The sequence below is a fragment of the Streptomyces sp. NPDC059851 genome, assembly GCF_042732005.1.
GTDB lineage: Bacteria > Actinomycetota > Actinomycetes > Streptomycetales > Streptomycetaceae > Streptomyces.
Map to the genome: position 1 here is coordinate 1 of NZ_JBHWJJ010000044.1, position 24,890 is coordinate 24,890.

26 protein-coding genes and 1 tRNA gene are annotated in these 24,890 nt (G+C 71.9%); 17 read left to right on the top strand and 10 right to left on the bottom strand.

All coding sequences use genetic code 11. From position 1 onward, the window contains the following. Nucleotides 1-36 precede the first annotated feature (36 nt). Nucleotides 37-1,686, bottom strand: a complete 1,650-nt coding sequence (locus ACFV7Q_RS17565) for a tetratricopeptide repeat protein (RefSeq protein WP_385429270.1) — start codon at nt 1,684-1,686, stop codon at nt 37-39. A 96-nt stretch (nt 1,687-1,782) separates the two neighbouring features. On the opposite strand from ACFV7Q_RS17565, the gene ACFV7Q_RS17570 reads away from it, so the two are divergent. Continuing rightward, a complete protein-coding gene (locus ACFV7Q_RS17570; RefSeq protein ID WP_385429271.1) occupies nt 1,783-3,174 on the top strand; it encodes an FAD-binding oxidoreductase in 1,392 nt (463 codons plus the stop codon). Between the two features lie 56 nt (nt 3,175-3,230). On the opposite strand, the gene ACFV7Q_RS17575 is transcribed toward ACFV7Q_RS17570, so the two are convergent. Further along, nucleotides 3,231-3,713: an SsgA family sporulation/cell division regulator gene (locus ACFV7Q_RS17575; protein ID WP_385429273.1), complete on the bottom strand. Its 483-nt coding sequence runs from the start codon at nt 3,711-3,713 to the stop codon at nt 3,231-3,233. Nucleotides 3,714-3,972: 259 nt separating this feature from the next. Here ACFV7Q_RS17575 and ACFV7Q_RS17580 point away from each other — a divergent pair, with 259 nt between their 5' ends. After that, on the top strand, nt 3,973-5,634 hold the full coding sequence (locus ACFV7Q_RS17580; RefSeq protein ID WP_385429275.1) for an RDD family protein: 1,662 nt from the start codon (nt 3,973-3,975) through the stop codon (nt 5,632-5,634). Between the two features lie 89 nt (nt 5,635-5,723). Continuing rightward, nucleotides 5,724-6,452, top strand: a complete 729-nt coding sequence (locus ACFV7Q_RS17585) for an RDD family protein (protein ID WP_385429277.1) — start codon at nt 5,724-5,726, stop codon at nt 6,450-6,452. Nucleotides 6,453-6,542: 90 nt separating this feature from the next. On the opposite strand, the gene ACFV7Q_RS17590 is transcribed toward ACFV7Q_RS17585, so the two are convergent. Beyond that, nucleotides 6,543-6,890, bottom strand: a complete 348-nt coding sequence (locus ACFV7Q_RS17590; protein ID WP_385429278.1) for a hypothetical protein — start codon at nt 6,888-6,890, stop codon at nt 6,543-6,545. A 384-nt stretch (nt 6,891-7,274) separates the two neighbouring features. On the opposite strand from ACFV7Q_RS17590, the gene ACFV7Q_RS17595 reads away from it, so the two are divergent. Both ACFV7Q_RS17595 and ACFV7Q_RS17600 read left to right on the top strand, forming a co-directional pair. Next, entirely contained in the window at nt 7,275-9,686 is a 2,412-nt protein-coding gene (locus ACFV7Q_RS17595) for an immune inhibitor A domain-containing protein (RefSeq protein ID WP_385429280.1), read from the top strand. A gap of 133 nt (nt 9,687-9,819) precedes the next feature. After that, nucleotides 9,820-10,131, top strand: a complete 312-nt coding sequence (locus ACFV7Q_RS17600; protein WP_385429359.1) for a hypothetical protein — start codon at nt 9,820-9,822, stop codon at nt 10,129-10,131. A gap of 117 nt (nt 10,132-10,248) precedes the next feature. Here the strand turns inward: ACFV7Q_RS17600 and ACFV7Q_RS17605 are convergent, their stop codons facing one another. Continuing rightward, on the bottom strand, nt 10,249-10,851 hold the full coding sequence (locus ACFV7Q_RS17605; RefSeq protein WP_385429282.1) for a nicotinamidase: 603 nt from the start codon (nt 10,849-10,851) through the stop codon (nt 10,249-10,251). 179 nt (nt 10,852-11,030) lie between these two features. After that, nucleotides 11,031-12,359 carry a nicotinate phosphoribosyltransferase gene (locus ACFV7Q_RS17610; protein WP_385429283.1) on the bottom strand — a complete coding sequence of 443 codons (1,329 nt, stop codon included), beginning with the start codon at nt 12,357-12,359 and terminating at the stop codon, nt 11,031-11,033. 80 nt (nt 12,360-12,439) lie between these two features. Here ACFV7Q_RS17610 and clpS point away from each other — a divergent pair, with 80 nt between their 5' ends. The 7 genes from clpS (at nt 12,440) to ACFV7Q_RS17645 (ending at nt 17,237) form a co-directional block, all read left to right on the top strand. After that, complete coding sequence (clpS, locus tag ACFV7Q_RS17615; protein ID WP_179175915.1) at nt 12,440-12,754, top strand: ATP-dependent Clp protease adapter ClpS; 315 nt, start codon at nt 12,440-12,442, stop codon at nt 12,752-12,754. Continuing rightward, nucleotides 12,754-13,362: a DUF2017 domain-containing protein gene (locus ACFV7Q_RS17620; protein ID WP_385429284.1), complete on the top strand. Its 609-nt coding sequence runs from the start codon at nt 12,754-12,756 to the stop codon at nt 13,360-13,362. Before clpS ends, ACFV7Q_RS17620 begins: the two co-directional genes overlap by 1 nt. A 354-nt stretch (nt 13,363-13,716) precedes the next feature. Then, the gene (locus ACFV7Q_RS17625) at nt 13,717-15,168 is read left to right on the top strand and encodes an amino acid permease (protein WP_385429286.1); all 1,452 of its coding nucleotides are present in this window, start codon (nt 13,717-13,719) and stop codon (nt 15,166-15,168) included. A gap of 144 nt (nt 15,169-15,312) precedes the next feature. Then, nucleotides 15,313-15,735, top strand: coding sequence for a Mov34/MPN/PAD-1 family protein (locus ACFV7Q_RS17630; RefSeq protein WP_385429288.1), 423 nt, complete (start codon nt 15,313-15,315; stop codon nt 15,733-15,735). A 77-nt stretch (nt 15,736-15,812) separates the two neighbouring features. Continuing rightward, entirely contained in the window at nt 15,813-15,920 is a 108-nt protein-coding gene (locus ACFV7Q_RS17635) for a putative leader peptide (protein WP_360637723.1), read from the top strand. A gap of 79 nt (nt 15,921-15,999) precedes the next feature. After that, entirely contained in the window at nt 16,000-16,287 is a 288-nt protein-coding gene (locus tag ACFV7Q_RS17640) for a MoaD/ThiS family protein (protein WP_385429290.1), read from the top strand. Continuing rightward, the gene (locus ACFV7Q_RS17645) at nt 16,287-17,237 is read left to right on the top strand and encodes a PLP-dependent cysteine synthase family protein (RefSeq protein WP_385429292.1); all 951 of its coding nucleotides are present in this window, start codon (nt 16,287-16,289) and stop codon (nt 17,235-17,237) included. The genes ACFV7Q_RS17640 and ACFV7Q_RS17645 overlap by 1 nt, the downstream gene beginning before the upstream one ends. 144 nt (nt 17,238-17,381) lie before the next feature. Here ACFV7Q_RS17645 and ACFV7Q_RS17650 read toward each other — a convergent pair whose 3' ends face one another. Further along, a complete protein-coding gene (locus tag ACFV7Q_RS17650; RefSeq protein WP_385429294.1) occupies nt 17,382-17,750 on the bottom strand; it encodes a DUF488 domain-containing protein in 369 nt (122 codons plus the stop codon). After that, entirely contained in the window at nt 17,750-18,172 is a 423-nt protein-coding gene (locus ACFV7Q_RS17655; protein ID WP_385429296.1) for a hypothetical protein, read from the bottom strand. Before ACFV7Q_RS17655 ends, ACFV7Q_RS17650 begins: the two co-directional genes overlap by 1 nt. Before the next feature lie 216 nt (nt 18,173-18,388). Between ACFV7Q_RS17655 and ACFV7Q_RS17660 the strand changes: the two genes are divergently transcribed. Beyond that, nucleotides 18,389-19,141: an MBL fold metallo-hydrolase gene (locus tag ACFV7Q_RS17660; RefSeq protein ID WP_385429298.1), complete on the top strand. Its 753-nt coding sequence runs from the start codon at nt 18,389-18,391 to the stop codon at nt 19,139-19,141. Between the two features lie 123 nt (nt 19,142-19,264). Here the strand turns inward: ACFV7Q_RS17660 and ACFV7Q_RS17665 are convergent, their stop codons facing one another. Both ACFV7Q_RS17665 and ACFV7Q_RS17670 read right to left on the bottom strand, forming a co-directional pair. Next, complete coding sequence (locus ACFV7Q_RS17665) at nt 19,265-20,476, bottom strand: PTS transporter subunit EIIC (protein ID WP_385429361.1); 1,212 nt, start codon at nt 20,474-20,476, stop codon at nt 19,265-19,267. Nucleotides 20,477-20,836: 360 nt separating this feature from the next. Next, nucleotides 20,837-22,138 (bottom strand): PTS transporter subunit EIIC, encoded by a 1,302-nt coding sequence (locus tag ACFV7Q_RS17670; RefSeq protein WP_385429300.1) that lies wholly within the window; start codon nt 22,136-22,138, stop codon nt 20,837-20,839. 164 nt (nt 22,139-22,302) lie between these two features. On the opposite strand from ACFV7Q_RS17670, the gene ACFV7Q_RS17675 reads away from it, so the two are divergent. The 4 genes from ACFV7Q_RS17675 (at nt 22,303) to rdgB (ending at nt 24,733) form a co-directional block, all read left to right on the top strand. Continuing rightward, nucleotides 22,303-22,620 carry a glucose PTS transporter subunit EIIB gene (locus ACFV7Q_RS17675; protein WP_385429302.1) on the top strand — a complete coding sequence of 106 codons (318 nt, stop codon included), beginning with the start codon at nt 22,303-22,305 and terminating at the stop codon, nt 22,618-22,620. A gap of 140 nt (nt 22,621-22,760) precedes the next feature. Continuing rightward, nucleotides 22,761-23,492: a ribonuclease PH gene (gene rph / locus ACFV7Q_RS17680; protein WP_385429304.1), complete on the top strand. Its 732-nt coding sequence runs from the start codon at nt 22,761-22,763 to the stop codon at nt 23,490-23,492. A gap of 173 nt (nt 23,493-23,665) precedes the next feature. Next, a complete protein-coding gene (locus ACFV7Q_RS17685) occupies nt 23,666-24,046 on the top strand; it encodes a hypothetical protein (RefSeq protein ID WP_360637698.1) in 381 nt (126 codons plus the stop codon). 66 nt (nt 24,047-24,112) lie between these two features. Continuing rightward, nucleotides 24,113-24,733, top strand: a complete 621-nt coding sequence (gene rdgB, locus ACFV7Q_RS17690; RefSeq protein WP_385429306.1) for an RdgB/HAM1 family non-canonical purine NTP pyrophosphatase — start codon at nt 24,113-24,115, stop codon at nt 24,731-24,733. A gap of 63 nt (nt 24,734-24,796) precedes the next feature. Here rdgB and ACFV7Q_RS17695 read toward each other — a convergent pair. After that, a tRNA-Leu gene (locus ACFV7Q_RS17695) sits at nt 24,797-24,884 on the bottom strand. Between the last annotated feature and the right edge of the window lie 6 nt (nt 24,885-24,890).

Genomic DNA, 24,890 nt, shown 5'->3' on the forward strand with positions numbered 1-24,890 from the left:
CTCGGGCGGGGGGCCCGTGCCGCGTTAGGGGCCGGATCAGCCCGCCGCCGGGCTCGGCTGCGGCCGGGCGGGCTCGGGCTCCGGCGCGGGTTCCGGCTTCGCCGGCCGGGCCTCCGCGGGTTCCGCGGGTTCCGCGGGCTCACGGGGCTCCGCGGGCTTGGAGGGCTTCGCCGGCTTCGGTTCGGCCGGCTCCCGCTTCGCCGTCGGCTTCGACGGCGACGGCGACGGGGTCGGCGAGGGCTTCGGCAACTCCGGCGCCACCCACGGCGCCGTCGGCTGCACGTTCTCCGGCCCGCCCGGGGGCGGCTGCCCGATCGCCGCCAGCGCCTGCGCGGCCAGCGGCCCCCGCACCGGTGAGAACCGGGGGTTCGTCCGCACCGCCTCCTGAAGGTGCCGCCGCGCCGATGCGTGGTCGCCCAGGCCCTCCTCGATCATCCCGCGGTGGTAGGCGAAGTCCGCGCTCCGCAGCCCCCGGTCCGCAGCCTTCCGCGCGTACTCCAGGGCCGCCGCGTCATCGCCCAGCCGGTGCAGCGCCCACCCCAACGCATCGGCCACCTGCACGTTCTTGTGCCGCGCCCACTCCACCGTCAGCCGCCGCACCGCCGCCGCCGGATCCCCGTGGTCCGCCTCGAACAGGCCGAGGACCACCGATTCGTTCACCCCGCCGCGCCCGCTCGCGGCCGCCGCCGCCCGCAACATGTCGAACGGCGCCTTCGCCTCGTCCCCGCGCCCCAGCGACTCCAGCAGCTCGGCCAGCTCCAGCGCCAACCGCGGCGACTGCGCCCGCCCCAGCGCCAGCCGGTAGTCCCGCACCGCCTCGCCGCCCCGCCCCAGTCCCGCAAGGGCCCGCGCCCGGCCGCCCAGGGCCTCCGCCCGTGCCGGGTCCGCCCGCAGCGCCCCCTCGTACTGGCGCAGCGCCTCCGCCGGCTCGCCCCGCTCCCACAGCAGCTCCCCGCGCCGGTACAGCACGTACGCCTTCTCCGCCGGGGACTTCGCCGCGGCCGCCGCGTGCTCCAGCGCCACCGCCGCGTCCTCGCGCCAGCCGCGGTCCCGGTACACCTGCGAGGTCTTCAGGTACGCCGTCAGCCCCGGCCGGACCTCGTTCAGCCGCTCCATCGCCTTCTCGGCCGCCTTGTAGTCCCCCAGCCCCGAGTACGCGTCCACGAGCACCGGGTACGCCGTCCACTGCTGCGGCGCCTGCGCCCGTACGAGCTCGCCCCACTTGCGACCGGTCCCGTAGTCCCCGCGGGCGTTGGCCAGCGCGCCCATGCCCGTCATCGCGTCGAGGTTGCCCTTCTCCGCCGGGCGGAGCTCCAGCGACCTCTTCAGCGCCTTCTCCGCCTTCGGGTACCAGGTGGGGTCCGCGGTGCGCCGCGCCTGCTCCAGGTACGCCGACCCGAGCACCGCCCACGACGCCTCGTCCCGCGGATGCGCCCCGATCCACTTCTCCCGGTCCGCGATCAGCGCCGACAGGTCCACCGTCGCCGCCGGCGCCCCCATCCGGACCGCCGACGCGGCCCGCTCCATCGGCCTCGGGGGCCGGGCGTCGTCGCCCGTGCGGGCCGGCCGGATCACCAACGCCCCCACGATCAGGACCACCGCGACCGCGGCCGCCACGAGCGTCTTGCGGCCGGTGAACGTCACGGCCGGCGCAGCCTCCTGCGCTTCCTTGTCGATACGGTCCATGCGCTCACTGTGCGTCAATATGAATGGGCCGTCGCAGTGTCCGAAGCCCACCGCGGGCGTGTTCACACCGATGGCCCCCGGTGCCACGCTGAGCCCATGGAACTCAAGGACGACGAGCTCACCGCACGGCTGCGCACGCGCCTCCTCGAAGGGCTGCCGGCCGAGGCCCTCCTCACCGACCCCCGGGTAACCGCCTCCTACGCCACCGACATGGCGAACTTTTGCCCGGCCGGCACCCCGGCGGCCGTGGTCCTGCCCCGCACCGTGGAGCAGGTGCAGCACGTCCTGCGCACGGCCACCGCCCTACGGGTCCCCGTCGTCCCGCAGGGTGCCCGCACCGGCCTGTCCGGCGCGGCCAACGCCACCGACGGCTGCATCTTGCTCTCCCTGGTCAAGATGGACCGCATCCTGGAGGTCAACACCGTCGACCGGACCGCCGTCGTCGAACCGGGCGTCGTCAACGCCGTCCTCTCACGGGCCGTCGCCGAACAGGGCCTGTACTACCCGCCCGACCCCTCCAGCTGGGAGCAGTGCACCATCGGCGGCAACATCGGCACCGGCTCCGGCGGCCTGTGCTGCGTCAAGTACGGGGTCACCGCCGAGTACGTGCTCGGCCTCGACGTGGTCCTCGCCGACGGCCGGCTCCTGCGCACCGGCCGGCGCACCGCCAAGGGCGTCGCCGGATACGACCTCACCCGGCTCATCGTCGGCTCCGAGGGCAGCCTCGGCGTCGTCGTCCAGGCCGTCCTCGCCCTGCGCCCGGCCCCGCCCCGGCAGCTCGCGCTGGCGGCGGAGTTCCCCTCCGCCGGGGCCGCCTGCGCCGCCGTGTGCGCCGTCATGGAGGCCGGGCTGACGCCCTCGCTGCTGGAGCTGATGGACCGTACCACCGTGCGGGCCGTCAACGCGCTGGGGCGGATGGGCCTGCCCGAGACCACCGAGGCCCTGCTGCTCGCCGCGTTCGACACCCCGCACGCGATCGACGACCTCGCGGCCGTCGCCGCCCTGTGCACGGCCGCCGGCGCCACGGCCGTCGTGCCCGCCGACGACGAGGCGGAGTCGGAACTGCTGCTCAAGGCCCGCCGGATGGCGCTGACCGCCCTGGACACCCTGCGCCCGGCCACGATGATCGACGACGTCTGCGTACCGCGCTCGCGCCTCGCCGAGATGATCGACGGGACCGCCCGCATCGCCCGGGCCCACGGCCTCGTCGTCGGGGTCTGCGCCCACGCCGGCGACGGCAACACCCACCCCGTGGTCTGCTTCGACCCCGCGGACGAGGAAGAGACGCGGCGGGCGCGCGCCTCCTTCGACGAGATCATGGCCCTCGGGCTGAGCCTGGGCGGGACCATCACCGGGGAGCACGGGGTCGGCGTCCTGAAGAAGGAATGGCTCGCCCGCGAACTGGGACCGGTGGGGCTGGAGGTGCAGCGGGCGGTCAAGCACGCCTTCGACCCGCTGGGCCTGCTCAACCCCGGCAAGCTCTTCTGACCGCTTCCCCCGCCCCGGCCCGCGGCGGTGCGGCCCGCGGCTGCGGCCGTCCCGCGTCACAGGTCGCCGTCCGTGATCTCGTCCGACGGCCACGCATCGCGCATCCACAGGTCGTCGGCCGGGGTCGGGGCGAGCAGCTCGGCCAGCGCGGCGTCCAAGCCCAGCAGATCGGCCTCGGAGCCGGGCGGGACCACCCGCAGCGTGCGCTCCAGCCACGCCGACACCAAGGCGGCCGGCGCCTGCAGCAGGGCGTCGCCGTCGGGGGAGGTGAGCGCCAGGCACAGCACCGACCGGTCCTCCAGCTTGGCCGGCCAGATCCGGACGTCCCCGTGCCCGCAGGGGCGGAACACCCCTTCGACCAGCAGCTCGCGGGCGAAGGTCCAGTTGACCGGGGCGCTGGAACCGGTGTGGAAGGTGACGTGGACGGCGTACGGGTCGTCCGCGCGGTAGACCAGCCGGGCGGGGACCGGGACGCTGCGGTCGGGGGACAGGACGAGCCTGATCTCCAGCTCGCGTTCGACGACGGGGTGGTGGTGCATGGCGGCCTCGCTTCGGTTCGGTGTGCGGGGCCGGGTCGTCGCCCCACACCCGCAGAGAGCACCGGTGCGCCCGGGTATGACGCGACTTCGCGCACCGGATCGCACTATGGCGTGAATATTTCGGTGGCCGAAAACAACCCTCCGGAGGGATGTTCGCCCGAAGGCTTGGATTCTCCCGTTACCGGACCTCTCGGGGGGCGGTTCTTGGCTATGGTCCTCCCCTTGCACAAGCCTCAAGCCCACGATCGGAGTTGGGGACATGACGGCCTCCCCTGGTGACGGCGAGCACGCGGCCCGCGAGGGCTACTACCCCGATCCGTCCATCCCCGGCTACGTCCGGTACTGGAACGGCCTGTCCTGGGTGCCGGGCACGAGCCGGCCCGCCACCCCGGCCGACCGGCCCGGCCCGGCCCCGCTGGACGAGACCTCCGTGACCGAGGCGCTGCCCGAACCCGAGCCGGAACCCGAGTCCGAGCCCGAGCCCGGGCCGGAGCCGTTGCCGTCGCCCTCGTTGCCGTCGGCGCGTGCCGCCTGGCAGGCCGATCCGCTGCGCCAGTCGGGCTTCGGCGGCCCGCACGACCACCGGGTGTCCTGGGGCGGCGGCCACGACCCCGCCGGGCGGCCCGAGCCGGAACCCGAGCCGGAACCCGACCCGGGGCACGCGCCCGCACGGCCCGCGGGTACCGCCCCGGGCCGCGGCCCGCACCCGCACCCGGAGCCGCCGGGACGCGCAGCCGCAGCCGCAGCCGGGGTGCGGGGCGCGGACAGCGGTGTCGACAGAGGCCCCGGCAGCGGCCCGGACCGGGTGCCGGGCGCTGTGCAGGAGCGCGGGCCGGGCGTCTCCTTCGCCCGTACCCCGGCCGCATCCGCGGCGGCCGCCGAACGGTACCCGGCACAGGGCGTGGGCATCCTGTCCGCCCGCTCCCCGGTCACCGGCACCGCCACCGGTGGCGCCGCCGCGTCGGTGGCCCCGGCCCCGCCCTGGCCCACCGTCCCCGGGAGCGGCGCCGACTCCGGGATGACCTCCTCGTGGCCCGAAGCGACGGAGCGGCGCTCCCCGGCGGCGCCGGCGGCCCCGTCCGCCCCCCGCGCGGAGCCGCGCCCGGGGGCCCGGCCGTCCCCGCCCACCGCCGCGGGCCGTGGAGCCGCCGTGTTCTCCGAAGCTCCCGAGGCCCCCGCACCGCCCGGGCCCACCGCGCCGGCCACCTCCTCCGTGCCGCCGGGCGTACGGGGCTTCCCCGCCGGGGAGACCCCCTCGTCCGTTCCGGCGCAGGCGTCCCGCCCCGTACCCGAGGCCCCCGCTCCGCACGGCGCTCCGGGGCCCCGGCAGACCCCCGTCACCGCGCCCGCCACCGCAGCCCCGGCGGCCCCCGCAGCCCCTGCCGTTCCCCTCGCCCCCCAGCCCCCGGAGCGGGCCACCGACCGGGCCGTCTTCGAGGAGATGGCGGAGCGGGCCGTGCGCCCGGCCGGGCCGGCGCGCCGGTTCGCGGCCCGCGCCCTGGACACCGTGGTGTTCGGCGCCGTCGCCGCGGCCACCGCCCGGCCCCTCGTACCGGCGGCCACCGCCCACCTCCAGTCCAAGGTGGACGCGGCCCGGGGCACCGGCAGGGTCACCACCGTCTGGCTGCTCGACGCGACCATCACCGGATACGCGGGCGTGGTCCTGGGCGTCCTCGTGGTCTTCGGACTGCTCTACGAGGTGCTGCCGACCGCCCGCTGGGGCCGGACCCCGGGCAAGAGGCTCCTCGGCGTCCGCGTCCTGTCCGCCGCGACGTACCGCCCGCCCGGCTTCGGCGCGGCCCTCTCCCGCTGGCTGGTCGGCGCGTTCCTCGGCCCCGTGGGTGCGCTGTGGTGCCTCACGGACCGGCCCCGCCGCCGGGGGCCGCACGACCGGGCCGCCGGGACGTACGTGGCCCGCTGACCCCCCCCTCGGACGGGCCAGCAGGAGGGGCTCCCCCGAACGGACTCCGCGGCGTTGCGGGGGCGGCGGGGCCGGGTTCGACTCGGGGCATGAGCACCGACCAGCCGCCGCCGGAGCAGCCGCCGGAGGACGATCCGTTCCGCAAGAAGCCCCAGGGCCCGCCGCGCCCGTCGAACGGAACGCCCCCCGGTGGAACACCGCCCGGTGGAACACCGCCCCCGGGAGGTCCGCCGCCCCCCGGCGGCCCGTACGGCGGCGGGCCGGGCGGCGCCGGCCATCCGCCCCCGCCACCCCCGTACGGCGGCGACCCCTTCGGCTCGGGCGCCGGCGGCGGTTACGGCATGCCCGACCCGCTCGCGGGCATGCCGCCGCTCGCCGACTTCGGCAGGCGGCTCGCGGCCCGGCTCATCGACGTGATCGTCGTCGCGGTGCCCCTCGTCCTCATCGTCATACTGGTCGTCGACATCGAATGGTTCAGGGCGGAGGGCGACGCAGCCTCCCGCAACGCTCTGGTCACCATCCTGATCGCCATCGCCGCTTTCGTCCTGTACGACTGGTGGTTCCATCAGAAGAGCGGTCAGACGTTGGGCAAGAAGATGTTGGGCCTGCGCGTCGCGATGCTCAATGACGGAAGCGTCCCGAAGGGCAGCCCCGCCCTGGTCCGCGCGGTCATGATCTGGGTGCCCGGGCTGATCTGCTGCTGGCTCAGCCTGATCTTCTGGTCGATCGCGCTGGTCATCTCCGTCGTGGTCGACAAGCCCTACAAGCAGGGTCTGCACGACAAGGCCGCCAGAACGGTGGTGGTCAGGACGTCCTGACCCCTCTTCTCCGGCGCTGGCGGGCGGTCTGCCCCGGCGGAGCCGCCGGTGGTGCCGGGGCCGCGGACGCGGTGCTCTCCCGGCCGACCCTCAGTGGTGGACGGGTTGTTCGGCAGCGACCGCCCGGGGTTCCGGCACCCGGGCGGCCGCCGCCGTGTCTTCTCCGGCGCCCTCGGGCGCCACCAGCGGCGTGACTTCGGTAACAGTCACGGCCTCCGGCCGGCCGCCACCTGCGGACCCGGGACGGGCAGCGTGCCGGCCGCGGCGGCGCGGGGCGGCGGCGGCGAGCGCGACGAGCAGGCCGAGGACGAGGGCGGCCGTGGCGATGACCGCGACACCCGCTCCGGAGCGGGTCTGCGAGAGCAGCAGCATGGCGATCGTCGAGGCGACGACGGCAGCGGACCCGTAGAGGAACTGGGCGGCGGTCGGGCGCGGCATGGCGGTTTCCGTCCTCGGGGCGGGGTGGGGGGAGTCTGCTCAACTGGGTCGCGCGTCAAGCGACTCTACGATCGGACATGCCCGGACGGAACGGGCCGTAAGCGTGACCTGACCCACGGTGCCCGGTGCACGGGGGGCGCACTGGGTCACACCCCGTCCCACATCGTGGGCACGGCGCGTCCTTCGTCCCGTATGGCTGCGTAACGTCCGGATAGCGGAACTCCCCGACCGCATAGTGCAGTTGTAAGGAAGAAGTCAAGGTCTGTCTTTTCTTTAGACTCTCCGGTCAAATGTCGTCACTTGAGACGCGCGCCGCGCGGAACCCCCCACTCCTACGGAGACGTTCCGACCTGTGTCGCGGCCGCGGGAGGGGAACGACATCAAGTGACCAGCAATTCCTACCGCCGGCGTGCGCTGCGCACGGCGGCCATCGGCGTGACCCTGGCCGCCACCGCGGCCTCCGGCGCCTTCTTCACCGCCGCCCAGGCTCACGAGGCGCCCTCGGCCGCGCCCGCCGCGGACCGCCCGGACCCGACCGCTCCGGCGAAGGAGAAGGTCAAGCACGACCTTGAGGGACCGTTCAGCAAGCAGCAGGCGCAGGCGCGCGAGGCTGCCCTTGACCAGGTGCTGGCGGGCAAGAAGGGCGTGGAGCAGCGGGGCGCCTCCAAGGTCGTCAAGCTGGACGACAAGAAGTACGTCGAGCTCGGCCGCGAGAAGACCGACAAGATCTTCACGATCCTCGTCGAGTTCGGCGACCAGGTCGACAACCAGACCATGTTCGACCCGGACGGCCCGGAGGGCCCGAAGCCCCCGGTCGTGAAGTACGGCGGCACCCCCGGCCCGCTGCACAACACGATCGCGCAGCCGGACCGCGCCAACAACAACAGCACCGCCTGGCGCAAGGACTTCAGCCGCGAGTACTTCCAGGAGCTGTACTTCGGTACGGGCCAGGGCAAGCACTCCCTGAAGACCTACTACGAGAAGACCTCCTCGGGCCGGTACTCGGTCGAGGGCGAGGTCTCCGACTGGGTCAAGATCCCGTACAACGAGGCCCGTTACGGCTCGAACTACTGCGGCCAGAGCAACTGCTCCAACGTGTGGGACACCGTCAAGGACGGCGTCACCGCGTGGGTCGAGGCGCAGAAGAAGGCCGGCAAGACCGACGAGCAGATCAAGGCGCAGCTGTCCCAGTACGACCAGTGGGACCGCTACGACTTCGACGGCGACGGCAACTTCAACGAGTCCGACGGCTACATCGACCACTTCCAGATCGTCCACGCGGGCGAGGACGAGTCGGCCGGCGGCGGTGTCCAGGGCAAGGACGCGCTGTGGGCGCACCGCTGGTACGCCTACGGCACCAACGCGGGCAAGACCGGCCCGGAGAACAACAAGGCCGGCGGTACCCAGATCGGCAACTCGGGCATCTGGGTCGGCGACTACACGATGCAGCCGGAGAACGGCGGCCTCGGCGTCTTCGCGCACGAGTACGGCCACGACCTCGGCCTGCCGGACCTGTACGACACCTCCGGCGGCGGCGAGAACGGCGTCGGCTTCTGGTCCCTGATGTCCGCCGGCTCCTGGCTCGGCGAGGGCAAGGACTCCATAGGCGACCTCCCGGGCGACATGACCGCCTGGGACAAGCTCCAGCTGGGCTGGCTGAACTACGACACGGCCAAGGCCGCGACGAAGTCCACCCACAAGCTCGGTGTGGCGGAGTACAACACCAAGGACAAGCAGGCGCTGGTCGTCGAGCTGCCGAAGAAGAAGGTCAAGACCGACATCGTCGCCCCCGCCGAGGGTTCCTCGCAGTGGTGGAGCGGCATGGGTGACGACCTCAAGAACACCCTCACCCGCTCGGTCGACCTGACCGGCAAGACGTCCGCCGCCCTGTCCCTCAAGGGCTGGTGGGACATCGAGAAGGACTACGACTACCTCTACACCGAGGTGTCCACCGACGGCGGCGCCACCTGGACCGCCCTCGCGGGTACCGCGGGCGGCAAGGCCCTCCCGGTCGACGCCGCGGGCGCCCCGGCCCTGACCGACGTCTCCGGCGGCTGGCAGGACCTGAACTTCCCGCTGGACGCCTACGCCGGCAAGAAGTTCGACCTGCGCTTCCGCTACCAGACGGACGGCGGCGCGGGCGGCAAGGGCTTCACGGCCGACGCCGTCACCGTGACCGCCGACGGCTCCGCGCTGTTCACCGACGGCGCCGAGAACGGCGACAACGGCTGGACCGGCAAGGGCTTCTCGCGCATCGGCGCCGGCTTCACCAAGGAGTACGAGCAGTACTACATCGCGGAGAACCGCCGCTACGTGTCGTACGACTCCACCCTCAAGGTGGGCCCGTACAACTTCGGCTGGGCCAACTCCCGCCCGAACTGGGTCGAGCACTACCCGTACCAGGACGGCCTGCTGATCTGGCTGTGGGACAAGTCCCAGAAGGACAACAACACCAGCCAGCACCCGGGCCAGGGCCTGATCCTGCCGATCGACGCCAACGCCAAGCCGATGAAGTGGTCGGACGGCACCCTGCTGCGCAACAAGATCCAGCCGTACGACGCCACCTTCAGCGCGTACTCGACGGACGCGTTCACGCTGCACAACAAGGGCGAGTCGCTGTTCCTGAAGCCGAAGCCCGCAAACCTGGTCTTCGACGACCACAAGGGCAAGTACTACTACGACGAGAACCCGACCGGCTCGGTGAAGGTCACTGACACCAACACCAAGATCAAGATCGTGAAGGAGGCCTACGACGGTCTCCAGATGACGGTCGAGGTCGGCCCGTCCACCAAGTGATTCGGTAAAATCGCTGGTCACAGCATGATCGGCCGTCGCCCTCTAGCGGGCGGCGGCCGATCGCGTTTAGATGCGGAAGCGACCTGTGTTGACCAGCGTTATTGACATCAAGCTGACGGGGGAGACGTACAGCATGCCTGCAGGAGGTTTCACCAGGCTCCCGAACGGGAGCGTCGTCGTCGCACTGACCCTGCCCAGGCCGGCGGGGAGCAGCGACACGGGACCCGTCCGGGTCCTGGTCCACGCGGCGAACCGGGCCCGCGCCCTGACCAGGCTGCGGAACCTCGGCCTGCGCGCGGTGTACCTGCGCGGCAACACGGAGCCGCCGACCCCGGACGAGGTCACGGCCGTCCTGCACCACCCCGACGGCCTCCTGTGGCGGGCCGTCCCCGACCACGCGGGCGAGCTCTGGCACCCGATACGGACCCTGCTGCGCGGAGCCTGAGCCGCCATCGCAGCGCCCGGCCGCAGCGCCCCGCCGCAGCGCCCGCCGGAGGGGCGGAACGGTCGGCCGCGACGTCCGCGCCACGGGCGGCCCTCGGGGGCCCGCCCCCGGGCGGCCTCAGCCGGCCCGGACGACCGGGGTGCCCACCAGGTCGACCCCGGCGGCCCGCAGCTCGTCCAGGGCCCGCTCCGTGGTGTGCGGGGCCACGCCCGCGGTGAGGTCGAGCAGGACGCGGGTGTGCAGGCCCTCCCGGGCGGCGTCCAGGGCCGTGGCCCGCACGCAGTGGTCGGTGGCGATGCCCACGACGTCGACCTCGGTGACGTGCCGCTCGCGCAGCCAGTCGGCCAGCGGGGTGCCGTTCTCGTCGGCGCCCTCGAACCCGCTGTACGCGGCCGCGTAGGCCCCCTTGTCGAAGACGGCGGCGACGGCCCCGGACGCGACGGCGGGCGCGAAGTTCGGGTGGAACCCGACGCCCTCGGTGCCGGCCACGCAGTGGGCGGGCCAGGAGGTCTCGTAGTCCGGGTCGGCCGGCTGCCGCGCGAAGTGGGGGCCCGGGTCGATGTGGTGGTCGCGGGTGGCGACGACGTGGCGGTAGCCGGCGGTGGACTGCCCGATGAGCTCGGTGATGGCGGCGGCGACGTCGGCCCCGCCGGTGACCGCGAGGCTGCCGCCTTCGCAGAAGTCGTTCTGTACGTCGACGACGATCAGTGCGCGGTGCATGTCGCGTGCCCTTCGGCTCGGTGTGGTGTGCGGCGGCGGGCCCTGCGTGGGGCTCTTCCCCCACCCCGCCCCTTCCCGAAACGGGGCCGCGCCCCGTGGCCGCCCCGCCCGCACGGGGTGCGGGTGTTGGCGGCCGGGGGCCGGCCCCGCGTGGTGGCGGGGCCGGGGCCCGTGGCCTCCTAGACGTACTCGGTCGGGATCACGGCGTCGCCCCGCGACAGCTGCGTCGCGGAGATCGGCAGCCCGGCGCGGGCCTCGCGGTGGCGGTCACGGGCGGCCTGCAGCGGCTCGCGGGCGACCACCTCGCCGCCCTTGACCAGCTGGACCAGCAACTGCCGGTTGGCCAGGGCCGCCGGGACCGGCCCGGTCCCGACCACCTCGGCCTCCGCGACGCCGTCCGCGTCCCGTCGGCGGGCGGCCCACTTGCGGCCGCCGATGGAGGTCTTGCCGCCCGTGGCCTTCTTCGCCACCGGCACCAGCGGTGCCTTGGGGTCGGCGGACTCGGCCCGCGCGACCAGCTTGTAGACCATGGAGCAGGTCGGGTGCCCGCTGCCGGTGACCAGCTGCGTCCCCACGCCGTACGCGTCCACCGGGGCGGCCGCCAGCGAGGCGATCGCGTACTCGTCGAGGTCGGAGGTGACCACGATCCGCGTCCCCGTCGCGCCCAGCTCGTCCAGCTGCTGGCGCACCCGGTGCGCGACCAGCAGGAGGTCGCCGGAGTCGATCCGGACGGCCCCCAGCTCCGGGCCGGCGATGTCGACGGCGGCCCGGACCGCCTCCGCCACGTCGTACGTGTCCACCAGCAGGGTGGTGCCGCGGCCCAGCGAAGCCACCTGGGCGGTGAACGCGTCCCGCTCGGCGTCGTGCAGCAGGGTGAAGGCGTGCGCGCTGGTGCCGACGGTGGGGATGCCGTAGCGGAATCCGGCCGCCAGGTCCGAGGTGGAGGCGAAGCCACCGACGTACGCGGCCCGCGAAGCGGCCACCGCGGCCAGTTCGTGGGTGCGGCGCGCGCCCATCTCGATCAGCGGCCGGTCGCCGGCGGCCGAGGCCATCCGGGAGGCCGCGGCCGCGATCGCCGAGTCGTGGTTGAGGATCGACAGGATGACGGTTTCCAGCAGCACGCACTCCGCGAAGCTGCCCTCGACGCGCAGGATCGGCGAGCCGGGGAAGTACACCTCGCCCTCCGGGTAGCCCCAGACGTCACCCGAGAAGCGGTACGAGGAGAGCCAGTCCAGGGTCCGCATGTCGACGACGGCCCGCTCGCGCAGGAACTCCAGCACGGCGGTGTCGAAGCGGAAGTTCTCCACCGCGTCCAGGACGCGGCCGGTGCCGCCCACCACGCCGTAGCGCCGCCCCTCGGGCAGCCGGCGGGTGAACACCTCGAAGACCGAGCGGCGATCGGCGGTGCCGTTCGCCAGGGCGGCCTGCAGCATCGTGAGCTCGTAATGATCCGTGAAGAGCGCTGTCGACGGCACGTCCACCGGCAGGCCCAGGTCCGCAGGGTTCATGCCAGGGATGCTAGCGCACATTTCGTCAGAGTGACGAAATGTGGGTCCTGTTTGTGCGACGGGCCCGTCACAGTGGCAGCATGGGACGGGTGAGTGTTGCTCCCATTGAGATCGAACGCACCGAATCGGCCGAAGAGGCATCCGCGGTCCCCGAACCCGACGTCCCCTGGGTGACTCTGGTGCACAACGACCCGGTCAACCTCATGAGCTACGTGACGTACGTGTTCCAGGCGTACTTCGGCTACTCCAAGGACAAGGCGCACAAACTGATGCTCGACGTCCACCACAAGGGACGGGCTGTCGTGTCCAGCGGCACCCGCGAAGAAATGGAGCGCGACGTGCAGGCCATGCACGGCTACGGCCTGTGGGCGACCCTCTCCCAGGACCGGATGTGATGGGGCGGACCGCCGGAATGTTCGAAGCCCGCAAGGGCGGCGGGGCCGCCATCGCACTCGACGAGATCGAGATCTCCATCCTGCGCTCGCTGGCCGTACAGCTGCTGGAGCTCATCGGTCCCGGACCCGAGTCCGATGCCGATGCCGACCCGCTCGCCGCCCTCTTCGCCGAGGGCCCCACCGAGCGCCCCTCCGACCCCGCCCTCGCCCGGCTCTTCCCCGACGCCTACGGCGGCGGCCCCGGCCCCGCGCAGGAGGGTGCCGACCCGGACGAGCTGGCGGCCCGGTCGGCGGAGTTCCGCCGCTTCACCGAGAACGACCTGCGCGCCCGCAAGCGCCGGGACGCGCTCGCCGTCGTGCACAGCCTGAACGACCTCACCCCGGGCGGCGACGGGGCGGCGGTGCTGGAGCTCACCGGCGAGCTGCCGCTGCAGTGGCTCGGCGCCCTCAACGACCTGCGGCTGACGATCGCGGCCCGGCTGGACATCACCGAGGACGACGAGAGCACCGCCCTCTACCGGCTGCCCGACGACGATCCGCGCAAGCCGATGGTGATGGCGTACCTCTGGCTCGGCGGACTGCAGGAGACCCTCATCGAGACGCTCTGACGCCCCCTCGGTGAACGCGCAGCACACCCGCGGCGCACCGGCGGCGAACCCGCGCCGAACCCTCAGCAGACGCTCAAATCAGGATAACGATCAGATCACCGCCATGCGGTGATCTGATCGTTTTCTTATCTCTTGTCCTGTTTTTATCGGGCACAGTGCCACTTTTGCTCCCTTCGACCGTCCTCGAACCGTGATAGATCTTCACGACTGCCGAAGGGGCGCCACCCATGTCCCCGCCGGCCTGCTTGAACCGGCTGACCGCCGGCGTGCAACTCCATCCGTATCCGGGGGGATCGAGGACCCGATCCGCAGCCGTCAAGGCGCGGGTCGGCGTGGAGAAAGGCGCACCAGAACATGACCTCAGTGCAGGTCGAGCAACACCACGAGGCACCCGGCGAGGGAACCGGGGCCGACGCCGGGGAGGGGTACCACCGCACGCTCGGCGCCCGCCAGATCCAGATGATCGCGATCGGCGGAGCCATCGGAACCGGCCTCTTCCTGGGCGCCGGCAAGGCGATATCGAAGGCCGGACCGAGCCTGATCCTGGCCTACGCCATCGCAGGCCTGGCCATCTTCTTCATCATGCGCGCCCTGGGCGAACTGCTGATGTACCGACCGGTCTCGGGCTCCTTCTCGGACTACGCCCGCGAGTTCCTCGGTCCGTTCTGGGGATACGCGACCGGGTGGACGTACTGGCTCTTCTGGGTGGTCACCGGCATCACCGAGGTCACCGCCGCCGCCAAGTACATGTCGTACTGGACCCACGACAGCTTCCCGCAGTGGGCCTACGCACTGATCTTCACCGTCATCCTCTACGGCGCCAACCTGATCTCCGTGAAGCTCTTCGGCGAGCTGGAGTTCTGGTTCTCCATGGTCAAGGTCACCGCCATCGTCGGCATGATCCTGATCTGCGCCGGCATCCTCACCATCGGCTTCTCCGACGCCGCCGCCGGCGCATCCTTCTCCAACCTGTGGAACGACCGCGGCTTCTTCCCGAACGGCATCGGCGAGACGCTGATGACGCTCCAGATCGTCGTCTTCGCCTTCCTGGCCGTCGAACTGGTCGGCGTCACCGCGGGCGAGTCCAAGGACCCCGAGAAGACCCTGCCCAAGGCCATCAACACCGTGCCGTGGCGCATCGCCGTCTTCTACGTCGGCGCCCTCATCATGATCATGTCGGTCATCCCGTGGTCCAACTTCAAGGCCGGCGAGAGCCCCTTCGTGCTGGCCTTCGAGAAGATGGGCCTCGGCATCGGCGCCGCGATCGTCAACTTCGTCGTCCTGACCGCCGCCCTGTCCTCCTGCAACTCCGGCATGTACTCCACCGGCCGCATGCTGCGCGACCTCGCGCTCAACGGTCAGGGCCCCCGGTTCTTCACCAAGCTCACGAAGAACGGCACGCCGCTGGTCGGCACCACCTTCTCCGCCGGCCTGATGCTCCTCGGCGTCTGGATCAACTACGTCGCCCCCGGCAAGGCCTTCGACTACGTCGTCTCCTTCGCCACCATCTCCGGCATGTGGGCCTGGATCGTCATCCTCGTCTGCCAGATCCGCTACCGGGCCAAGGTGCAGCGCGGCGAACTGCCCGCCTCCCCCTTCCGGACGCCGGGCGCGCCCTGGACGAGCGCCCTCTCCCTCGCCTTCATCGGCACGGTCATCGTGATGATGGGCGTGGACGCCGACGCGCGGGTCTCGCTGTACTGCGCCCCGGTCTGGGCCGCGATCCTCGGCGTCTCCTACCTCGTGCTCAAGCGCCGCAACCCGGCCGGAGCCGCGTTCAACAAGGTCGGCAGCAAGACCTCCTGACCGGCGCCCGACCGGCGGCGACCAGCGCCCTGACCGGCGCGCCGATCGCCGCCCGACCGCGGCCCACGGGCCACCTGTCCAGCATGCGGGCCCCCGCGTACCACACCTCGGTACGCGGGGGCCCGCATGCTTATCCTGTCGCTCATGCTGACCCTCACCCAGGCCCTGTACGACCAGATCGTCGCGCACGCGCGCAAGGACCACCCCGACGAGGCGTGCGGCGTCGTGGCCGGCCCGGCGGGCACCGGTCGCCCCGAGCGGTTCATCCCCATGCTGAACGCGGCCCGCTCGCCCACGTTCTACGAGTTCGACTCCAAGGACCTGCTGAAGCTGTACCGCGAGATGGACGACCGCGACGAGGAACCCGTGATCGTCTATCACTCCCACACCGCCACCGAGGCCTACCCCTCGCGCACCGACGTCACCTACGCCAACGAGCCCGGCGCCCACTACGTCCTCGTGTCCACCGCGGACACCGACGGCCTCGGGGAGTTCCAGTTCCGCTCCTACCGCATCGTCGACGGCGTCATCACCGAGGAAGAGGTCGAGGTCGTCGAGGCCTACTGACCAGGATGTGAGCCGGATATGTCCACGATGCGGGATCACACTCCAAAGGCCGGACCGGGAATCGTTAACATGACCGCATGGTTCCTCCCGACGTGAGCATCGAGACGCCCGGCAGACTGCTGCTCGTGGCGCGGCTGCACGTCGACCTGTGCCGCCTCGCCAGCAGCATCTGTCCTGCCGCCTGAGCACCGCAGCCCCTCGCGCGGGGGCCTTGAGCCGCGCCCCCTCAACCCCTCCCCGCACCACTTCACACTGGAGCCTGCCATGGCCATCGAGGTCCGCATCCCCACCATCCTCCGCACCTACACCGACGGCGAGAAGGCCGTGACCGGTGAGGGCGCCACCCTTTCCGAGCTCTTCGCGGACCTGGAGACCCGGCACAAGGGCATCGAGGAGCGACTCATCGACCAGGCGGCCGGCGGCAAGCTGCGCCGCTTCGTGAACGTCTACCTCAACGACGAGGACGTCCGCTTCCTCGACGGCATCGCGACCCCCCTCAAGGACGGCGACAGCGTCACCATCCTCCCCGCGGTGGCCGGCGGCGCCGCCTGATGCGCTACGACTCCCCGCTCGCCGCGGTCGGCAACACGCCGCTCGTCCGGCTGCCCCGGCTGTCGCCCTCCGAGGGCGTCCGCATCTGGGCCAAGCTGGAGGACCGGAACCCGACCGGCTCGATCAAGGACCGCCCGGCGCTCCACATGGTCGAGCAGGCCGAGAAGGACGGCAGGCTGTACCCGGGCTGCACGATCCTGGAGCCCACCTCCGGCAACACCGGCATCTCGCTGGCCATGGCCGCGAAGCTCAAGGGCTACCGGATCGTCTGCGTCATGCCGGAGAACACCAGCCAGGAGCGTCGCGACCTCCTCACCATGTGGGGAGCCGAGATCATCTCGTCGCCCGCGGCGGGCGGGTCCAACACCGCGGTCCGGGTGGCCAAGGAGCTGGCCGCCGAGCACCCCGACTGGGTGATGCTCTACCAGTACGGCAACCCGGACAACGCCGGTGCCCACTACGCCGGCACCGGCCCGGAGATCCTGCGCGACCTGCCGTCGATCACCCACTTCGTGGCGGGCCTGGGCACCACCGGCACCCTCATGGGCGTCGGCCGGTACCTGCGCGAACACAAGCCGGACGTGAAGATCGTCGCTGCCGAGCCGCGCTACGACGACCTCGTCTACGGCCTGCGCAACCTCGACGAGGGCTTCGTCCCCGAGCTGTACGACGCCTCCGTGCTCACCACCCGCTACTCGGTGGGCTCCGCGGACGCCGTCACGCGCACCCGCGAGCTCCTCCAGCAGGAGGGCATCTTCGCCGGCGTCTCCACCGGGGCCGCACTGCACGCGGCGATCGGCGTGGGCCGCAAGGCGGTGGCCGCCGGCGAACCGGCCGACATCGTGTTCGTCGTCGCCGACGGCGGCTGGAAGTACCTGTCGACCGGCGTCTACACCGCCCCGACGACGGAAGCGGCCATCGAAGCCGTCCAGAACCAGCTCTGGGCCTGACGCCGACCGGCTCCGCCCGCCGCCCGAGCCGCCCGAGCCGCCCGAGCCGCCGGGCCGCGCGACGCCCCGCGCGGCCCGGCCGGACACGCCGGACACGGGGTGCGCGCGCTGCGTCGCTGCGTCGCTGCGGTGCCGGGGTGCGGGCTACCCGGACAGCAAGTCCGCCAGGACCGCCGCGTGGCTCGACTCCGGATCGCGGACCGCGGTCAGCAGCGTCACCGTGCCGCGGGCCGCGAGCCCCCGCAACCGCTCCAGTTCCTCCGCCGCCTCCGGGGCCGCCAGCTCCGCCTCGTACCGCTCCCGGAACTCCTCCGGCGTTCCCCCGCCCCCGTGGTACCAGGTCCGCAGCTCCCCGGACGGGGTCACCGCCTTCGGCCACTCGTCCACCACCGCCGCCGCCTTCGCCAGGCCCCGCGGCCACAGCCGGTCCACCAGCACCCGCACCCCGTCCGCCTCCGGCTCCGGCGGATCGTAGACGCGCCGCACCCGCACCCCGCCCTCTGCCGCTGCCATCAGCCGCCTCCTCCGAGCCCCTTGACCTCGTCCCACACCGCGGGGTCCAGCATCCCCAACCGGGTCCGGAACTCCCACACCCACACCTCCGACGGCCGGTCCGCCTCCAGGTAGCCCACCCGACCCGGCGTCACCCCGACCGTCCCCGGCGGCAGCGGGATCACCCCCGCCCGCCGGTCGTCGTACTTCCCGGTGATCCACGCGACCCGCGCCCGGTGCCCCCGCACGGACGCCGCCGCCAACACCAGGCACGACCGCCCGTCCGCCAGCGTCCACAGCTCACCCGCCCGCGGCCGCGGCGCCGGACCCGGCCCGTGCGGCGGCGGTGCCCGCCGGTCGATCCCCGGCCGACGCCCCGCGACCAGCACCAACAGCATCACGGCGACCACCGCGAGGGCGGCGGGCCACCAGGACGTATCCATAGTCCGACGGTAGCCGCGCCCGCCGCCCACGGCACGCAACCACCCCCGGACGGCCCCGGCACGCCCGTGCACCCCGTCGCTCCCCCGGGTGACAGCACAGGTGATTCCCCCCACAACGGCCTGCCGCGGAGGAGCGACCCGACGTTTCGCGCCTTACGCTCGACCCACGCACGGCCCGCATTCCGTCCACGGACCGTCCCCGGAGGTTCTCGCTCCATGAAGCTCACCGTCGTCGGCTGCTCGGGGTCGTTCCCGTCCGCGGAATCGGCCTGTTCGAGCTACCTCGTCGAGGCCGACGGCTTCCGGCTGCTCCTCGACATGGGCAACGGCGCCCTCGGCGACCTGCAGCGCCACTGCGGCCTCTACGACCTCGACGCGATCTTCCTCAGCCACCTGCACGCCGACCACTGCATCGACATGTGCGCCTACTTCGTGGCCCGCTACTACCGGCACGAGGGCGGCCGCTGCGGCACCATTCCCGTCTACGGCCCCGAGGGCACCGAGAAGCGCCTCACGACCGCGTACGAGGACGTCCCCGACGAGCGCTCGATGAGCGAGGTGTTCGACTTCCGCACGCTCAAGTCCGGCACCTTCGAGATCGGCCCGTTCCAGGTGCGCACCGAGCGCGTCAGCCACCCGGTCGAGGCGTACGGCATCCGCATCGAGCACGGCGGCCGCTCGCTGGCCTACTCCGGCGACACCGGTGTCTGCCCCGAGCTCGCACAGCTCGCCGACGGCGTGGACCTGTTCCTGTGCGAGGCGTCCTTCACGCACGGCAAGGAGGACATCCCCGACCTCCACCTCAACGGCCGCGAAGCGGGGGAGTACGCGCACCGCGGCCGCGTCGGCCGGCTCGTCCTGACCCACATCCCGCCGTGGACGGACCCCCGGCAGAACCTCGCCGACGCCCGCGCCGTCTACGCCGGCCCGGTCGACCTCGCACACGCGGGCGCCGTCTACGAGGTCTGACGCGTCCGACCCCGGCACCGCGGCGGCCCCTGCGGCCCGCACGGCCGCCCCGACGTACGGCGGAGCCCCCGCCCTCCCTTCCGGGAGAGCGGGGGCTCCGCGGTGTACGGCAGCCGGCTGCGCCTACTTGGCCTCGGCCTTCTGCAGCTCGGCCAGTTCCTCGTCGGACTCGCGGCCCGGCGTCGGCAGGTTCCACTTGGTGATCGCGAACCGGAAGATCGCGTAGTACAGGACCGCGAAGCAGAGGCCGACGAGTGCCAGGCCCCACGGGTTGGTCGCGATGCCGAGGTTCAGGAGGTAGTCGACCAGGCCGGCGGAGAAGCCGAAGCCGTCCTTCATGCCGAGCGCCCAGGTCAGGGCCATCGAGACACCGGTGAGCGCCGCGTGGACCGCGTACAGGACCGGCGCGATGAACATGAACGTGAACTCGATGGGCTCGGTCACGCCGGTGACGAAGGAGGTCAGGGCGAGGGAGAACATCATGCCGCCGACGGCCTTGCGGCGCTCGGGCCGGGCGCAGTGGACGATCGCGAGGCAGGCCGCGGGCAGGGCGAACATCATGATCGGGAAGAAGCCGGTCATGAACTGGCCGGCGGTCGGGTCACCGGCGAGGAAGCGGGCGATGTCACCGCTCTTGCCGTTGTACTCGCCCGCCTGGAACCAGGGGAAGGAGTTCAGCAGGTGGTGCATGCCGATCGGGATCAGCGCGCGGTTGGCGACGCCGAAGATGCCCGCGCCGACGGCGCCGGAGCCCACGAGCCACTCGCTGAAGCCGTGCAGACCAGTGCCGAGCACCGGCCAGATGAGGCCGAAGACGATGCCGATCAGCAGGCCGGCGAAGGCGGAGAGGATCGGGACGAGGCGGCGGCCGCCGAAGAAGCCCGCCCAGTCCGGCAGCTTGGTCCGGTAGAACTTCTGGTACAGCAGGGCGACGACGATGCCCATGACGACGCCGCCGAGGACGCCCGCGTTGACCGGGGCCTCGACGTTCACGATCTTGCCGTCGACCACCTTGGCGACCTTCGGCAGGTTCGAGTCGGTGAAGGTGGCGAGGACGTTCTTGAAGACCAGGTAGCCGGTGACCGCGGCCAGCGCGGTGGAACCGTCCGACTTCTTGGCGAAGCCGATGGCGATGCCGACGCAGAACAGCAGGGCCATGTTGCCGAGGATGGCGTCGCCGCCCGCGGCCATGTACCCGCCGAGCTTCTGGACGAGCTCGGGCAGCGACTTGTTGGCCAGCATGTCGTCCTGGCCGAAGCGGACCAGGAGCGCGGCGGCGGGCATCACCGCGACGGGCAGCATGAGGCTGCGGCCGATGCGCTGCATGACAGCCATCGCGCCGGCGCCCTTCTTCTTCTCGGCCGCGGGGGCGGCAGCCGTGGTCACAACTTCCTCCAGGGGGCAAGGCGCCGCCAGAGGACACGGGGACGGCGACGTCTTCGATCGGGGGTGGCGCGGGCCCCGGAAAACTGGCCCGCGCGTGGTCTACACCAATGGCGTGGTGTAGACCAGTTGTAGCACGGTGAGGGTTAGATAAGGAACCTTCGATTTTTTGTGGCGTGCGCCACATCCTCCACGGCTCCCTCCGGGAGCCGCCCCCTCCCCGCCGCCCCGAACCGGAACAAGTCCGAGAGCCTGGATCGGGCCGGCCCGGCCGCCTCCGGGGCAACGGGCGGAACCACCCCCGGGGCCGGTCTACGCCTTCGTGTTCTCCTGCTCCATCCGGTCGATCTCCTCGTCCGACTCCCGCCCGATGGTGGGGAGGTCGAACACCGTGATCGCGAACCGGAAGATCGCGTAATACAGCACCGCGAAACCCAGGCCCACCGGGATGATCAACCACGGCTTCGTCGCCAACCCCCAGTTGATGACGTAATCGATCAGCCCCGCCGAAAACGTGAACCCGTCCTTCGCACCCACCGCCCACGTCACCGCCATCGACACACCCGTCAACAGGGCGTGGACCACGTACAACGCCGGCGCCACGAACAGGAACGAGTACTCCAGCGGCTCCGTGATCCCCGTGACGAACGACGTCAGCGCCACAGACAGCATCAGGCCGCCCACCTCCTTGCGCCGCCGCGGCTTCGCGCAGTGCGTGATGGCCAACGCCGCCGCCGGCAGCGCGAACATCATGATCGGGAAGAAGCCCGTCAGGAACAGCCCCGCCTCCGGGTCCCCGGCCAGGAACATGTTGATGTCACCGTGCACCGTCGTCCCGTCCGGCTTGGTGTAGCTGCCGAACTGGAACCACATCGGCACGTTCAGGAACTGGTGCAGGCCGACCACCAGCAGCGCACGGTTCGCCACCCCGAAGATCCCCGCACCCCACGAACCCAGCCCCACCAGCCAGTCCGAAAAGCCCTCCAGCCCACTACCGACCGGCGGCCAGATCCACAGGCACAGCGCCGCGAACCCGATCGCGACGAACGACATGATGATCGGCACCAGCCGTCGACCGTTGAAGAAGCCCAGCCAGTCGACCAGCTTCACCCGGTGGTACCGCTGCCAGAACCACGCCGACAGCAGACCCATCACGATGCCGCCGAACACCCCCGGATTCTGGTACGTGAACTCCACGAACGTGTCGTTCGGTCCGATGCACCCCGCACCGATGTCCCGCGTGTCCCGCGGGCACTCATCGGGGAACGCGTGCAGCACCCCCCGGTACACCAGGAAACCCGCCACCGCCGCCAGCGCCGTCGAACCGTCCGCCTTCTTCGCCATGCCGATCGCCACGCCGACGCAGAAGAGGAGGGGCAAGCCCAGGTCCGGGTTCAACAGCGCGCCCCCCGCCCCCGCCATCACCCTGGCCACCGCCTGCCAGTCCAGGCCCTCCGCACCGAACACGTCCGGCTGCCCCAGCCGGTTGAGGATCCCCGCCGCGGGCAGGACCGCGATCGGCAACTGCAAACTCCGCCCCATCTTCTGCAGACCCTGGAACAAGCCGTTCCACCCCTGCTGCCGCGGCGCTGCGGCCGCGCTGCTCGCACTCATCGGCTACCTCCCTGGCGGGCCTGTTTGAGGCAGGTGCACCCCGTGCGGCACACTGGTGTAGACCACTTCGGTGCGGTCCCACACGCCCGCACCAGAAGGCAGGTTGCCGCTGACCGTCATCCTTCGGTACGAGCGGCACCCGCGCTCGCGTAGCTGGGCCAACAGTGGGCTACCGTGACAAACCGGAGCGCACTGGCCGGACCAGGGCCGCCGAGACTCGTTCTTCGACAGAACTCAGGGAGAGACACATGGCCACCAAGGCTGAGAAGATCGTCGCCGGGCTCGGCGGCATCGACAACATCGAAGAGGTCGAGGGCTGCATCACCCGCCTGCGCACCGAGGTCGCCGACCCCGGCCTCGTCGACGAAGCCGCCCTGAAGGCCGCCGGCGCCCACGGCGTCGTCAAGATGGGCACCGCCGTCCAGGTCGTCATCGGCACCGACGCCGACCCGATCGCCGCCGAGATCGAAGACATGATGTGAGACCACCCGCCGCGGCCACCCCGCCGCGCCGGACGCGCCGGACGCGCTGACCGCCGCAGACCACCGCAGACCCCGTCCCGAGCACGCCCGCCCGGCCGACGGGGTCTTCGCGTACCCCCGCACCCACTAGGCTCGGACCCATGTCACGCATCGACGGCCGCACGCCCGAACAGCTCCGCCCGGTCACCATCGAACGCGGATGGAGCAAGCACGCCGAGGGCTCCGTCCTCATCTCCTTCGGTGACACCAAGGTCTTCTGCACCGCCTCCTTCACCGAAGGCGTCCCGCGCTGGCGCAAGGGCAGCGGCGAAGGCTGGGTCACCTCCGAATACTCGATGCTCCCCCGCTCCACCAACACCCGCGGCGACCGCGAATCCGTACGCGGCAAGATCGGCGGCCGCACCCACGAGATCTCCCGCCTCATCGGCCGCTCCCTCCGCGCCGTCATCGACTACAAGGCCCTCGGCGAGAACACCATCGTCCTGGACTGCGACGTCCTCCAGGCCGACGGCGGAACCCGAACCGCCGCCATCACCGGCGCCTACGTCGCCCTCGCCGACGCCGTCGCCTGGGGCCAGCGCAAGAAGCTGATCAAGGCCGGCCGCAAGCCCCTCACCGGCACCGTCGCCGCCGTCAGCGTCGGCATCGTCGAAGGCGTCCCGCTCCTCGACCTCTGCTACGAAGAGGACGTACGCGCCGAAACCGACATGAACGTCGTCTGCACCGGCGACGGCCGCTTCGTCGAGGTCCAGGGCACCGCCGAAGGCGAACCCTTCGACCGCAAGGAACTCAACGCCCTCCTCGACCTCGCCGCCGGCGGCTGCGCCGACCTCGAAGCCATCCAGCGCAGCGCCCTGGCCCAGGAGCTCTGACCGGACCCGGGCCGCCGCGCCCAGGCCGCCGCGCGAGCGGCGAGAACCGCGGGCCGCGCTCCTGCGTCCTCGTGATCAACGGGTGCACGGCACTGCCACCGTGCACCCACAGCCAGACCACAGACACACAGACAGCCGTGCATCCACACATCCGTGTTCGTGAGGGGACCCGCATGAAGCTCCGCATAGCCGCCGTCGCCGTGGCCGCCGCACTGACGCTCCCGGCCCTGACGGCCTGCGACGCGATCTCGACGGCCATGGACTGCGCCAACACGGCCGTGGCCATCACCGACGGCGTCGGCGAGCTCCAGCAGTCGGTCTCCAACGCCGGCAACAGCCCGCAGGACGCCCAGAACGCCCTCAACAAGATCGAGCAGAACCTCAAGAAGATCGGCGACCAGACGGACAACACCGACCTGGGCAAGGCGATCGACTCGATGAACACCGCGGTCAAGAACGTCCGCGACTCCATCCAGAGCGGCAACAAGACCCCGGACGTCACCCCCGTCGCCGACGCCGCGAAGGAAATCTCGAAGGTCTGCACCCCCAGCTGACGCCGGCCCGGCCAGGACGAACGGCGGGCGGAAGGGTGCCGTGACGGCGACGCGATAATGGACGCCATGACCTCGACGCCCTCCGCCCCCCGCCTCGTCCTCGCCACCCGCAACGCGGGCAAGGTGGCCGAGCTGCGCCACATCCTGTCCGCCGCCGGCCTGCCGTACGAGCTGGTCGGCACGGACGCGTACCCGCACGTCCCGGACGTCAAGGAGACCGGCGTCACCTTCGCCGAGAACGCCCTCCTCAAGGCCCACGCCCTGGCACAGGCCACCGGCCTGCCCGCCATCGCCGACGACTCCGGCCTCTGCGTGGACGTCCTGAACGGCGCCCCCGGCATCTTCTCCGCCCGCTGGGCCGGCACCCACGGCGACGACAAGGCCAACCTGGACCTGCTCCTCGCCCAGCTCTCGGACATCGCCGACGAGCACCGCGGCGCCCACTTCGCCTGCGCCGCGGCCCTCGCCCTCCCGGACGGCTCCGAACGCGTCGTGGAGGGACGCCTCCAGGGCTTCCTGCGCCACAGCCCGGCCGGCGCGGGCGGCTTCGGCTACGACCCGATCTTCCAGCCCCTGGAGGAGACCCGCACCACCGCGCAGCTCACCCCGGACGAGAAGAACGCCATCTCCCACCGCGGCCAGGCCTTCCGCGCCCTGATCCCGGTTATCCGCGAACTCCTGGGCTGACGGTCGGACCGCGGGAACGCCACGGGCCCCGTGCGCTGGTGCGCACGGGGCCCGTGTGCGTTGTGGTGCGGTCGGGGGGACTCGAACCCCCACGGGTATTACCCCACTGGGACCTAAACCCAGCGCGTATCGCCTATTTCGCCACGACCGCGACAAA